The 13,865-nt window shown below is 55.6% G+C and carries 10 protein-coding genes; 6 read left to right on the forward strand and 4 right to left on the reverse strand.

The window, feature by feature from the left end; translation table 11 throughout:
• Window positions 1-187: 187 nt before the first annotated feature.
• Window positions 188-1,450, reverse strand: a complete 1,263-nt coding sequence (icd, locus tag EIC84_RS14785) for an NADP-dependent isocitrate dehydrogenase (RefSeq protein ID WP_003067439.1) — start codon at window positions 1,448-1,450, stop codon at window positions 188-190.
• Between the two features lie 165 nt (window positions 1,451-1,615).
• On the opposite strand from icd, the gene EIC84_RS14790 reads away from it, so the two are divergent.
• From EIC84_RS14790 to EIC84_RS14800, 3 genes are all read left to right on the forward strand, one after another.
• Complete coding sequence (locus tag EIC84_RS14790) at window positions 1,616-1,870, forward strand: hypothetical protein (RefSeq protein WP_370456504.1); 255 nt, start codon at window positions 1,616-1,618, stop codon at window positions 1,868-1,870.
• A 214-nt stretch (window positions 1,871-2,084) separates the two neighbouring features.
• Complete coding sequence (locus EIC84_RS14795) at window positions 2,085-2,585, forward strand: DUF192 domain-containing protein (RefSeq protein ID WP_003067435.1); 501 nt, start codon at window positions 2,085-2,087, stop codon at window positions 2,583-2,585.
• Window positions 2,586-2,609: 24 nt separating this feature from the next.
• The gene (locus EIC84_RS14800; RefSeq protein ID WP_003067433.1) at window positions 2,610-3,170 is read left to right on the forward strand and encodes a hypothetical protein; all 561 of its coding nucleotides are present in this window, start codon (window positions 2,610-2,612) and stop codon (window positions 3,168-3,170) included.
• Here the strand turns inward: EIC84_RS14800 and EIC84_RS14805 are convergent.
• A complete protein-coding gene (locus EIC84_RS14805; protein WP_046460190.1) occupies window positions 3,150-3,440 on the reverse strand; it encodes a CPCC family cysteine-rich protein in 291 nt (96 codons plus the stop codon). The two genes, EIC84_RS14800 and EIC84_RS14805, sit on opposite strands and share 21 nt — an antisense overlap.
• A 190-nt stretch (window positions 3,441-3,630) precedes the next feature.
• Window positions 3,631-5,862, reverse strand: a complete 2,232-nt coding sequence (locus tag EIC84_RS14810; RefSeq protein WP_003067431.1) for an NADP-dependent isocitrate dehydrogenase — start codon at window positions 5,860-5,862, stop codon at window positions 3,631-3,633.
• Between the two features lie 904 nt (window positions 5,863-6,766).
• On the opposite strand from EIC84_RS14810, the gene EIC84_RS14815 reads away from it, so the two are divergent.
• From EIC84_RS14815 to EIC84_RS14825, 3 genes are all read left to right on the forward strand, one after another.
• The gene (locus EIC84_RS14815) at window positions 6,767-7,060 is read left to right on the forward strand and encodes an H-NS histone family protein (protein WP_003067427.1); all 294 of its coding nucleotides are present in this window, start codon (window positions 6,767-6,769) and stop codon (window positions 7,058-7,060) included.
• 1,121 nt (window positions 7,061-8,181) lie between these two features.
• A complete protein-coding gene (locus EIC84_RS14820; protein WP_003067424.1) occupies window positions 8,182-11,559 on the forward strand; it encodes an EAL domain-containing protein in 3,378 nt (1,125 codons plus the stop codon).
• 501 nt (window positions 11,560-12,060) lie between these two features.
• Window positions 12,061-12,630: an SMI1/KNR4 family protein gene (locus EIC84_RS14825; protein WP_003067421.1), complete on the forward strand. Its 570-nt coding sequence runs from the start codon at window positions 12,061-12,063 to the stop codon at window positions 12,628-12,630.
• 13 nt (window positions 12,631-12,643) lie between these two features.
• Here the strand turns inward: EIC84_RS14825 and EIC84_RS14830 are convergent, their stop codons facing one another.
• Complete coding sequence (locus EIC84_RS14830; RefSeq protein WP_003067418.1) at window positions 12,644-13,471, reverse strand: class III extradiol ring-cleavage dioxygenase; 828 nt, start codon at window positions 13,469-13,471, stop codon at window positions 12,644-12,646.
• Window positions 13,472-13,865 lie beyond the last annotated feature (394 nt).

Raw genomic sequence — 13,865 nt, forward strand, 5'->3', positions numbered from 1 at the left:
TTGCCATTTGTGTATTGCACGCTTTAATGCCGATACACATCGACATACTTTCGAGGCTTTGCACGCCAGCCTCAGGACTACAAACGCCAGGTAAGAAGGCATAAAAAAAGCCGCACCGTGGAGACGGTGCGGCCGCTGAGATGGCAGTGCCGGCAGATCTTCAAAGCTGCCAGGCAGGCGGCTCAGCTCAGTCCATCATCGAGATCACCACATCCCCAAAGCCAGAGCAGGACACCTGGGTCGCACCGTCCATCAGACGGGCGAAGTCATAGGTCACATGCTTGCTCTGGATGGCTTTTTCCAGCGACTCGACGATCAGATCCGCAGCCTCGCGCCAGCCCATATGACGCAGCATCATCTCGGCGCAGAGAATCATGGAGCCGGGGTTCACATAATCCTTACCCGCATAGCGCGGCGCCGTGCCGTGGGTGGCTTCGAAGCAGGCAATGCTCTCCGACAGGTTGGCACCGGGAGCAATGCCGATCCCGCCCACCTGCGCGGCCAGCGCATCCGAGATGTAGTCGCCGTTGAGGTTGAGCGTGGCCACCACCGAATATTCGGCCGGACGCATCAGAATCTGCTGCAAGAAGGCGTCGGTGATCGAGTCCTTGATGACGATGTCCTTGCCCGTCTTCGGGTGCTTGATGCGGCACCAGGGGCCGCCGTCGATCAGCTCGGCACCGAACTCGCGCTGCGCCAGCGCATAGCCCCAGTCACGGAAAGCGCCTTCCGTGTACTTCATGATGTTGCCCTTGTGAACCAGGGTCACACTGGGCTTGTTGTTGTCGATGGCGTACTGGATGGCCTTGCGCACGAGGCGCTCCGTGCCCTCGCGCGAGACGGGCTTGATGCCGATGCCCGAGGTTTCGGGAAAGCGGATCTTGTTGGCGCCCATTTCCTTGGCCAGGAAGTCGATGAGCTTTTTCGCCTTCTCGCTGCCGGCCGCGTATTCGATGCCCGCGTAGATGTCCTCCGAGTTCTCGCGGAAGATCACCATATTCGTCTTCTCGGGCTCCTTGAGCGGCGAAGGCACGCCCTTGAAGTACTGCACAGGGCGCAGGCAGACATAAAGATCCAGCTCCTGGCGCAGCGCCACGTTCAGCGAGCGGATGCCGCCGCCCACTGGCGTGGTCAGCGGGCCCTTGATGGACACGGCATAGTCGCGCACGGCGGCCACGGTTTCCTCGGGCAGCCAGACATCGGGGCCGTAGATCCGCGTGGCCTTCTCACCCGCATACACCTCCATCCAGGCAATCTTGCGCTGCCCGCCATAGACCTTGGCAACGGCAGCGTCTGCCACCTTGCGCATCACCGGCGTCACATCAACACCGACACCATCGCCCTCGATGAAGGGAATGATGGGTTGGCTCGGAACATTCAGTGTCTTGTCCGCGTTGACGCTGATCTTCTCCCCTTGCGGCGGAACCTGGATGTGCTGGGACGTGCTCATGTTGTGGAATCTCCTAGTCTTGAATACTGCGCGGTGGCGCACCTTTTTGGTGCTATTTTGTTGCCCCCGATTTTGGCACCTTGCTCTAAGCAAATTTTAAGAAATGCCGCATAAAAATCTGTCAACGGCGACACAGGGCTGCCGTTGAGAGGGCGTGAGGGACAGATGGGCTGCTCCTCACTTCAATCTGAAACCTGGCATTGCCACATCTTTAGGAAATTGGCATATATGAAAAAACTACTCGCTGTCCTGATTGCTGGTTCGTTCGCTGCTGGCGCTTTTGCTCAAGCCGCCACGCCGGCGCAGCCTGCCACCCCTGCAGCAGCAGCAGCGGCGCCCACCGTCAAGCATATGAAGGCAAAATCTGCCAAAAAGCATCATATGCAGCACAGCAGCAAAAAGATGCACAAGCCAGCCTGATCGCGCGCTGAAAGCCGGTCTGGCGATACCGGCACTCCATGCCTGTTTACGCCGGACCTGACTCACGCCAAAGCCTGCCGAACGGATAGTTCTGCAGGCTTTGCATTTTGCAGACCGGCTCCGGCAGCCTATTTGCGACAGCGATTTGCGTCGCAACCCACGCGGATTGCTATAGGCTTGTGACTTCCGACTTCCTGTTTGGCATGCAAGGCTCATGAAGAACCGCCCCACCAAGACAATCCCCAAATCCGGCTGGCGTGCTCCGCTGCTGGCCCTGGCCTGTACCGCCCTGCTGGGCCTGTTCGGCAACCCGGCCATGGCCCGCGACGAAGGTCAGCCGCAGACGAATCTGCGCCGCATCGACCTGACGGCCGGCATGTACCGCATCGATACCCAACTGGCCGTCACGCCGCAGCAGCGCGAGATCGGTCTCATGTTCCGCAAGGAGATGCCGCAACAGGAAGGCATGCTCTTTGTCTTCGAAGTACCCGGCGTGCAGTGCTTCTGGATGCGCAACACCATCTTGCCGCTGACGGCGGCCTTTGTGGCCGATGACGGCACCATCGTCAATCTGGCCGACATGAAACCCATGAGCGAAGACTCCCACTGCTCGGCCAAGCCCGTGCGCTATGTGCTGGAGATGAACCAGGGCTGGTTTGCCAAGCGCGGCATCAAGGCCGGCACCAAGCTGGGCGGTGCGCCCTTCAATCGCTAAGCACCGCCAGAATCAGCATCCGTCATGCTCCACCAGCCGCGGTTTCCGCAAGCACTGAGCGATACCGCCGCTGCGCTGCTGCAAAGACTGGGCAAGTCGCAGGCATTCGAGCCCTACCCCGGCTTCACGATAAGCATCAATGGCGAGTTGCTGCATGCACCCTACCGCGTGTACTACGACAAACGTGAGCTGCAGCAATGCATTCAAGAAAGCAGCGGCCCCACACAGCAACTGGCCCTGTGCCTGGGCAGCCGCCACGCCAACGGTAAAGTGCGCGAAGCCTGTCTGCGCCAGTTGCTGGAGCACGGCTGCAACTGGGTGCTGCCGTTTGTGGTCCGCGCGGCTGGCGAGTATGTGCTGGAAATTGCTGAGCATCTGGCAGCCCAGACTCATAGACTTTTGCCAAACAGCTACGGGCGCTTTGCTGCCGAAAACCCCGAATTTGTGATTACCTGCAAGCAGCAGGCCGCCAGTTACTGGGACTGCTACCACCGCCAACGCTATCCGCTGCTGCGTCAGCACCCAGGCATACGATTCCTGCGCTGGGTTGACGAGGCCAGACGGTCACTGCCCCACGCCGATTGATGCCACTCTGCGCAGAACACGCGGACTATGTCGATAGCGGCTGCGCGCTGCCGGTGGGAGCACGCTCTTGAGCATTCGGTAATCGCAGGCACCAAAGTACTGAAAGTTGCGCCGACCTTCGCGCAGCGTCATGTGGTTAGGGCCGGAGTATTCATCCGGGCAGTCCACATCCCAGCCACTGTCTTCCCAGAAGCAGACGCTGCAGATGCTGTACTCGCCACGCTCATCCAGCGAGAAATAGTCGCAACACGGGCATTGATACAGCGACATGGAGCGCCTTTCATAAATTCGAATGAAATCAAGCTACAGCGCTTATTCATCATACACATACAGCTTCTATTTATATAGCAACTACTGAGACCGGACACAAAAAAGCCGGAGACCTTTTCAGGTCCACCGGCTTTTTATGGGGCATTGCCTGCACGCAGGCGGGGCAACCCGCTCTGCGAGGCAAGCTGGCTTACACCGACGCGATGGCGGCGTTGAAGGTGGCGCTGGGGCGCATCACGGCGTCCAGCTTGGCCACGTCGGGCATGTAGTAGCCGCCGATATCGGCAGCCTTGCCTTGCACTTCCTTCATCTCGGCCACGATCTTGGCTTCGTTCTCGGTCAGGCTCTTGGCCAGAGGTGCGAACTTGGCCGCCAGTGCTGCATCTTCGGTCTGAGCAGCCAGCGCCTGGGCCCAGTACAGAGCGATGTAGAACTGCGAACCACGGTTGTCCAGCTCGCCGGTGCGGCGCGAAGGCGACTTGTCTTCGTCCAGCAGCTTGCCGGTGGCTTCGTCCAGAGTCTTGGCCAGCAGCTTGGCGCGGGCATTGTTTTCCTTGATGCCCAGGTCTTCAAACGAGACGGCTAGAGCCAGGAATTCACCCAGCGAGTCCCAGCGCAGGTGGTTTTCTTCCACCAGTTGCTGCACATGCTTGGGAGCGGAGCCGCCAGCACCGGTTTCGTACATGCCGCCACCGGCCATCAGAGGCACGATGGACAGCATCTTGGCCGAGGTGCCCAGTTCCAGAATCGGGAACAGGTCGGTCAGATAGTCACGCAGAATGTTGCCGGTCACCGAGATGGTGTCCAGACCGCGGGCCACGCGCTCCAGCGTGTAGCGCATGGCGCGCACTTGCGAGAGGATGTGGATTTCCAGGCCGTTGGTGTCATATTCCTTCAAGTAGGTCTGCACCTTCTTGATCAGCTCGGCTTCGTGGGGACGATAGGGGTCCAGCCAGAACACGGCAGGCATGCCGGAGTTGCGGGCACGGGTCACAGCCAGCTTCACCCAGTCACGGATAGGAGCATCCTTGACCTGGCACATGCGCCAGATGTCGCCAGCTTCCACGTTCTGGCTCAGCAGCACTTCGCCGGTGGCGATGTCCACGATGTTGGCCACGCCGTCTTCGGCGATCTCAAACGTCTTGTCGTGCGAGCCGTACTCTTCGGCCTTTTGCGCCATCAGACCCACGTTGGGCACGGTGCCCATGGTCTTGGGGTCGAAGTTGCCGTGCCACTTGCAGAAGTTGATCACTTCCTGGTAGATACGGGCAAAGGTGGACTCAGGCATCACGGCCTTGCAGTCGTAAGGCTTGCCGTCAGCGGCCCACATCTTGCCGCCCACGCGGATCATGGCGGGCATGGAAGCATCCACGATCACGTCATTGGGCGAGTGGAAGTTGGTGATGCCCTTGGCGGAATCGACCATGGCCAGACGCGGACGGTGCTCCTGGCACTTGTGCAGGTCACGGATGATTTCTTCGCGCTGCGAAGCAGGCAGGGTCTCAATCTTCTCGTACAGATTGGCCATGCCGTTGTTCACGTTCACGCCCAGCTGATCAAACAGCTTGCCGTGCTTTTCGAAGGCTTCCTTGTAGAAAATCTTCACGCAGTGACCAAACACGATGGGGTGGGACACCTTCATCATGGTGGCCTTCACGTGCAGCGAGAACAGGATGCCCGACTCGCGGCAGTCTTCGATTTCCTTTTCATAGAAGGCGCACAAGGCCTTCTTGCTCATGAACATGGAATCGATCACTTCTGCTGCCTGCAGCTTGACCTTGTCCTTGAGAACGATGCTGTTGCCGGACTTGGTCTCCAGCACCATCTTCACTTCGCGGGCCTTGTCCAGCGTCATGGACTTTTCGCCGTGGTAGAAGTCGCCCTCTTCCATGTGCGACACATGGGTTTGCGACCACTGCTTCCACTCACCCATGGAATGGGGGTGCTTCTTGGCGTAGTTCTTGACCGCTGCAGGCGCGCGGCGATCCGAGTTGCCTTCGCGCAGCACGGGGTTCACGGCAGAGCCGATGCACTTGTTGTAGCGTGCCTTGATGTCCTTTTCGGCATCGGTCGTGGCGGTTTCAGGATAGTCGGGGATGGCGTAGCCCTTGCCCTGCAATTCCTTGATCGCTTCTTGCAGCTGGCCCACGGATGCGGAGATATTGGGCAGCTTGATGATGTTGGCTTCAGGCGTCAGCGTCAGCTTGCCCAGTTCAGCCAGGTTGTTCGGAGCGCGTTGGGCTTCGGTCAAAAAGTCGGGGAACTCGCCCAAGATACGGCCTGCCAGCGAGATATCGCTGGTCTCCACATTGATGCCGGCCGGTGCTGCGAAAGCACGGATCACAGGCAGGAATGCGCTGGTGGCCAGGCGGGGAGCCTCGTCAGTCAAGGTGTAGATGATGGTGGGTTGCTGCGTACTCATCTCTTGTCTCAGGTTGTGAAAAAAGGGGGAAAGGTGCCTTGGGCCTGCATCCCGGGCTTGCGCAATGGGGCCTGACACAGCGGGACGACACTTTCTTGATGCAATGCGTTCCCACAATACAAAATTCTACGCGCAACCGGGCCGATTTTTTTAAGTCTTGTACAAGACTCAAGGATTTAGCTCAACTTTCAAAAGGCGTTTTCATTGGGAAACAGGCTTTTTTCCCCGGTTTTCTTCCATGTAAAAAAGTCGCACTGCCGCATTCATTTAGCGGCCATCACAGCCGTGCAAGTTGCGTTGAAGAGTTTCGTTGCGCGGCCTTTGGCACAAATTTGCGCCATCTTTGGCACAAAGTAGCACAGGCTTTGGCACCAAGGCTGACAAATTGGCAAGCGATCACGTCCTCGAATGTGTTGTTTTATCACCCATCGACCAGTCTCCGTTGACGATGGGGGCGTTGGATGGATGCGTTGACCAGTTGACCTCCAACCGGGAGCACTGGCAAGAACAGGCCTTTAGCTGCCCTGTAGGTTTTTGCTGAAAAGGAGTCCTGCAAAGCCATATGGGTCACTTCTGACCGAGCGGCTCAAGTCGGCTGGCCGCGAGCGCCGAACGAATGCTTTGTGGGCACTCAATAGATGGCTTCTGGTCACACCTAGCCAATCCCTCCGTATCTTTGAATAAGACGTCGTGCAATACGAGACGCTTCAGTACCTGCTTGTCTCTAAAGCTCATCTTATTTTTTGTGTGCGCCTCAGCTTTTGGAGTTGACGCACCTCAAATCAAGACACAATGTACGCGGTCACTTTCGATTGAAAGTGAACCAACTGCATAAACGACGTATCTCATGTATGGGTGCATCCCTTTAGTGCTGGTTCATAACTTTACATAGGACCTCTTTTAGATGAGTACACATTCTTATAAGGATTTGTTGGCGCAACGCGAGGCTCTTGAGCAGCAGATTGCTGCCGCCCGCAAGACTGAAGTCGCAGACGCGGTGCAAAAAATCAAAGGCTTGATCGAGGCTTTCGGGCTGACACAGGATGATGTCTTCCCTGCCGCCAAACAAAAACAAAAACGCGAGGCTGGCTCTGTGGCTCCAAAATATCGTGACCCGACCACAGGCCAGACCTGGTCCGGTCGAGGAAAGCCTCCGAACTGGATCAAAGATCAAGATCGTTCTCAGTTTGAGATTTGAAAGTGGCCCTAGCGGCCACTTTTTATTTCTCCCGACTGCCGCGGCGACCAGTCTTGCTCGCCCACTGCTGATTCTTTCAACACTGCCCCGGAGGTTCCTCACTCTTGGCCCAGCTGTAAGTCGCCGATTCGCCACGTTCGCGCTGATTCGCATCGCTGCCAACCGCGCACTCCTGCCGCCGGACTTCCATCTCAAAGTCCTTGAAGCATGCCCGGATTGCTGAATCCGGTCATTGATGCTAATGGCGGCCTTGCCTTTGATTTCCTTGGGCTTTTCAGCCGTCAACTCGTACTGCTCCCACTCGAGCGACACACCATAGTCTTCGGTCTCCCAGCGGCTGTGCCCTACCGTATCGATCCATCTGTGTCCAAGCAAGCTGCTCGATGTAAGCGTCGCCTGTCATTCACAGATATGCCGCTGATAGGGTCAGCAAGGCCACATTCAGCGGGCTGCGACAAGGGGCTTGCCCACATGCCCCAGCCGGGCTTCCGGCCCAAGTCCAGAAACTTCAAGCTATTTGGCCAACCCGCGAAGATCAGACGGCTCCGGAGGAAGCCGGATGCAACGGAGGCCTCGCCACCTCGCTCGCTTTCGTGTGCCGAACCCTAGTCGAACACCACTCCTGAAAACTGCTCAATCCTTATTCAAGGCTGGGTGTTCTTATAAGGTTCTCCAAATTGATATGGCTCAAGAATTCAAAAGAAAAAAGCGATCTCTTGTTGAGAGATCGACCGTAAAAATCCGCAGCTACTTGAATTCAGCCTCTTTGTAATGCGTCTTGATCGTATCAACAACGCTGAAAAAGAACGCTATTTATCTGCTGGCTACTGAATATCACATTGCTCTGCCCAACTAGCAAACGGACGCTTCAAGGCCAAGCAACACACAGATTTTCGCGAACTTCGACTCCTCTGCAATGTGAACCAATGACAACAAATGAAACAAATCGCATATTGTTTGTATATTTGAGCTTGTATCCCTCAGTTTGCATGTTGGTGGACCCTGCACACTCCTCCTATCCGGAGTGTCTGGATCCCTTGCATGGATGGTGAGGTCAGCCTAGGCCCGCGGCAAGTGAAAATGGCTTGTAGCGGCCTGCATCTAGCGTAGGAGCGCGTTCTATGGTGCGGAGGTCTAGTTTCGAGTCCAAGGTCGTCATAGCATTTGGAACGGCTGCGCTGGTAGTGATCGCGATGGCACTATCGACGTGGGAAGTTGCAAATGATGCAGCCAAAGCTGCCCAAATGGTGACACATGCACACCAATTGCTCAACAATATAGATCGCGTCAGAGGCTATTCTCTCCAATCTGAACTAACCACTCAAAATTTCCGCCTGACAGGTAATGCCGAGCATATTGCCGAGCGAAATGCAGCGATGGCTGAGCGAGAGCTTTCTCTGGAAAAAATACGGCAACTAACGATCGATAATCCAGATCAACAACGTCGCTGGACAGAGCTGCGTAAAGTCATTGACCAGCGCATGGCAGCTGCACGCCAAATTGAAAAATTGCGCAATACCCAAGGTCAGAAGGCAGCAAATGCATTTGCTGCCGCAACTACGCTTGCATCCACGCGTTTGCGCACCTATGAATTGCTGAGCGAGATGGATACCGAGGCGCGCCTGCGACTCGCTCTGGAAGAGGCCGAGCACCAGCAAGCGCGTCATAAGCTGGTGATGGCTGGAGCATTGGTCGCTGTGGCACTTATCTTGCTGTTGGGTTCCTCCTATCTTCTGATAAGACGTCAATTGCGCGAAACAGAAGCCAGTCAGCGTGCTCTGGCTGACAATGAAGAAAGCCTTGTGACTACCTTGCACTCGATCGGCGATGCAGTACTCGCAACAGACACTGAAGGGCGAATCACTCGCATGAATTCAGTGGCCGAACAGCTCACAGGCTGGAGTATCAATGAGGCTCAAGGCCGTTCTATCGAGGAAGTATTCAATATCATTCATGAGCAGACCCGCGAGCCTGCTCATATTCCTGTAGCAACGGTGTTAGCCACCGGGGAAGTGCAGGTACTTGCCGACTACACCTCAATCATTGCCAGAGATGGCACCGAACGTCCAATCTCTGATAGCGCCGCCCCCATCCGCGACTCCAAAGGCCAACTACGAGGTGCTGTACTAGTCTTTAGGGACGTTACTTTGGAGCGAAAGGCACAACGGATCATCCGTGAGCAAAACGCGTCACTTGAAGCTGACGTGCACCAACGCACTTTGCAATGGCATGAGATTCAAAGCCATTTGCACAACGTCATCAGCGCCGTTCCGGCGCTGATTGCCTACGTTAATGCACAACAGCACTACGAGTACGTCAACACTCAGTACCGGGAGTGCTTTGCACCTGACCGCGAAGACATCACGGGTGAGTCGGTAAGACAAATCCTCGGAGAGGAACGCTATGTTGTTGCCAATGACTTGATCGGCAAGGTCCTCGCAGGAGAGCCGCAAACATATGATTGGCAGCCCTTTCCAGGAGTTTGGCAGACTATTCGGTATGTTCCCAAACACCAAGCCGATGGAACGGTTGCTGGCTATTATGTATTGGGCACCGATATTACTGAGCGCAAGCACTATGAAGAACGTATCCAGACGCTCAATGGGGAACTTGAACAACGAGTGCATGAGTTAGAGCATATTGGCCGCGGACTGCGAACCTTGAGCGCCGGTAATCGCACCATGCTACGAGCCAGCGAAGAACAGAGTCTGCTTGAAAACATGTGCCGAGCCATCGTGGCTGCAGGAGGCTATGGCATGGCTGCAGTCTGGTATTCGGGTGACGAGCCAGATCAACAACTACGTCCGATGGCCGAGTGCAATTATCCAGGCGGTATAGAAGCACTTCGCAGTCTAGGACTCATAGCAGCCGATACGGAGCTAGGCCAAAGCCTGACATCTAGCGCAATTCGCAGCGGCAAGGTTCAATTTGTCCGAGACATGCGTGTAGATTCCAACCATGTTCGATGGAGCGACAAGCTTGGTGAACTGAAGTCAGGTGTATCTTGCCCTTTATTGGTTGAGGGCGAAGTCATTGGTGCACTATCCATTTATGACACCGAACCAGACGCGTTCGGCGAAGATGAAATCGCATTGCTGACCGAGTCAGCGGACGATCTAGCCTTTGGTATTTCCATTCTGCGTACACGCTCAGAACAGCTACGTGTACAAGCAGAGATGAATCATATGCTGCGTCATGATCCCTTGACTGGACTACCCAATTCGATTGAATTCAGGGAAGTGCTGACTGCGACAATTGAGGGAAGCTCTTCACATCCAGAGCCAATCGCGGCTTTGCAATTCAATATTGAACGCCTTCGAGAAATCAACGAGGTGCTAGGTTTCTCTAATGGGGACCAGATTCTTAGAGACTTCGGAGAGCGCCTAAGGCAAAGCATTCCCGATTCTGCGCATATTGCTCGTTTACGCGGAGACGAATTCGCAGTATTAGCGCCCACTCTGGATAGAGGTTCCGCCGTAGCCTTGGCCGAAGAGTTGGAAAAAACCATCTCCCGCCCTTTCCCGATCGCAGATATTGAATTGGATGTCAGCGCAAGAGCTGGCATAGCTTTGTTTCCCGAACACGGCACAACCGCCGATGAACTATTGCGTCAAATGGGAAAGGCCACCCATCAAGCCAAGGCCCGCGGATTGAGCCAGTGCGTATTCGACCCGTCGCATCAGAAAAATCAAGCAGGACGCTTGACCATGGCAGGGGAGCTGCGGCGAGCCATTGCAGGCAACCAACTGCGACTATTTTTACAGCCAAAAGTTGATTTTTCCTCCGGGCAAATCTGTGGAGCAGAGGCCTTGGTACGATGGATGCATCCGCTTAAAGGATTAATTCCTCCCGGATTGTTTATCGACTTGGCTGAGCAAACAGGCTTGATCAAGCCTTTGACGGAATGGGTCATTGTCGCAGCCCTTGATCTGCTGCAGAGCTGGCAGGCAAAAGGTTGTGCTGTTCCCATTGCAATCAATCTCTCTGCGCGAAACTTCAGAGATGAACAGCTTTTCGCCAAGTATCGCCAATGGCATTCAGAGCGCTCTGTGTCAACCGGATTATTGGAGATCGAGATTACGGAAAGCACCGTAATGGAGCATGCTGAATATGCTCTACGAGCACTGAGTGAGATGAGCGATGCAGGGATTCCTCTTTATGTGGACGATTTTGGAACAGGGTACTCCTCGTTAAGCTATCTACAAAAACTACCAGTAGATTACATCAAGATCGACCAGTCATTCGTTTCTGCAATGCATCGCGACCGGGATTCCGCCACGATTGTGCGCTCCACCATTGATCTCATACATGATCTCGGACGCAAGACAGTTGCCGAAGGTGTGGAGACTAAAGAGCACTGGGACCTGCTCAAAGATCTCGGCTGTGATATTGCACAAGGCTACTACATCGCTAAGCCTATGCCTTCCAGCGATTTCCAGCAATGGGCCGAAGATTTCAAAACATGTCAACTACGGGATAGCTCATCTTTTTCGGGATAACCAATTACATAAAAATCACGCACCTATTAAAAAAACACTTTCAACATTAATATATTTTCAAAAATAAAATCATGAATTGCATAGATACGCTTGGAACTCCATGCTGAAAAACCCAATGACGACAGCGGAAAACTAATTCTCATAGCGATGCAAATAATTCGACGGTTGCAAGCCTTATTCCTTTACCCTTACACTTCGTACCTTCAGAGCTGAATACATTCTCACATCCGACCTCATACAATATTGGAAGTTCTTGATTTCATAAGCGCCAAGCATCTATTTGATTAAAGTAACATTCAAAGGTTGTGAATTCAACTGGTCAATGCAACACAATGGCCGCCTCTGGCGCAAGGAGTGCTGGCATGAAGCAAAGACTGCGGCCTTACTACACTGAGGCTCCAAAGAGCCATACTTTGTACCCAAACAGTCGCTCCCCAACACCCGCTGTCCACCCGACTTGGCTGTCCAATTCATTTACCTCGGAGTACTGCGCCTCCCGCCATGACACCTGACCAATATCTTGCGCATTTGCAGGCTGTGTATGCAGCATTCCAGCTACGCCTTCACCCCATGCCGCCGGCCAGCGAACAGGATCTGGCCGCTTTGGCGGCCGCGCTGGGGCCTCTGGATGCCGATCTTGCTGCATTCTGGCGCCTGACTGCAGGCAGCAGCGCCGACAGCACCCAGCCCCTGTTTCAGCGGCCGAGCTTTGTAGATGCACTGGACCTTCTCACGCCACCTCAGGCCATAGCCCTGGCACTCCGCATGGAAAGTCGAGCCCAGCGCATGTGGGATCTGGCCGGCCCCGCGTCCCAGGACCCTCGCCTGAGCGGGCGCTGGTGGCACGCCGGCTGGCAGCCGTTTGCCAGCTTCTATGGCGACATCGTGTTAATGGCCGATCATCATCCCGGTCCTGAAGGACAGCGCGGCCAGATCATTGCCTATGTGCACGACCCCGACCAGGTCTGCTGGATTGCCCCCAGCTTCTCAGCCTATCTTCAAGCGTCCGCCGACTCGATTGACGATGACAGAGAAGAATTTTTGAATGGACCACTGGACGAGCAGGAATAAGCGGAGCTCTGAGCTACGCCCCGGCCTGAAGGCAGTAACTGGACAGCGTGGCCGAGTCCATGAAGGCCTCTTCAAAGTAAACACGGCGGGCCAGGTCCTGCTCAGCCGCCCCCACCACCACCATCAGCGGCAGCAGATGCTCCTCCCGTGGATGGGCCGTACGCGCGCCGGGGGCCCGATCCCAATCGGCCAGCCGCTGGCTGCGCGTGGCAGGTGTCATCTGCATCAGCGTCTCGGCCAACCAATCGTCAAACAGCTTGGAAGGCGCCCGCCCCACGGGGCCGAAGCTACGCATATTGTGATAGCTGGAGCCGCTGCCAATGATGAGAACTCCCTCGTCACGCAACGGGGCCAGCGCACGGCCCACGGCCAGGTGTTCTGCAGCGTTCAGATTGCTGCGCAGGCTGAGCTGAAGCACGGGCACATCGGCCTGCGGATAGATCACAGCCATGGGCACAAACATGCCATGGTCGTAGCCGCGCTGGTCGTCAGCCCGCACGTCCTCTCCAGCCTGCGCCAGCAACTGCTGCACCCTGCCTGCCAGCTCAGACGAGCCGGGTGCACGGTAATGCAGGTTATAGGTTTGCGGCGGAAAGCCGCCATAGTCATACAGCATGCCAGGATGGGCGGCACTCTGCACGGTGAAAACCAGCTCCTCCCAGTGGGCGGAGATCAGCAACACGGCCCTGGGCCTGTGCACCAGTTGGCGCGGAATATTTCGCAAACCCTCTGCCATCAGCGCATGCCAGTCGTGCATCTCGGGCACCCAGGGCCAGGGGCCGGCGCCATGGCAGAGGAAGTACACGGGCATGCGATTGCTCAGGTTTTCATGCTCGTTCATCCGAACCTCTCCCACATGTTGATAAATCATCAAAAAGCTTAGCTGCCTGTGCCTATCCAACAAGGGCTTGAGACTTAAACGGCTTCGTACCGCCTTCTGGCAGACTCCTACTCTATTCGTCCCTCGGATCTGAGATAGCGTTCGCAGGCTAGTGTCAGTATTGAGTTATATGCCTGACACATTGCAATGCATCGCAACTACCAAGCGCCGACGGTAACGTTGGCGCTTGGTAGTTTGGGAGTTTCTGCTTATCCCGGTTGAACTGACCACCTGCGCTCGCGTTCCCTAGCCATTCCACTGGTGGTGACTGGATGCGCTCAACCAAAAGTAGTCGATCAGTGCCGCATTGATGCTGATCTCTTCAAGCTCATCTCGGTCGTTGGAATTTTCGCGG

The organism is Comamonas sp. A23 (assembly GCF_004522605.1).
Lineage (GTDB): Bacteria > Pseudomonadota > Gammaproteobacteria > Burkholderiales > Burkholderiaceae_C > Comamonas > Comamonas thiooxydans.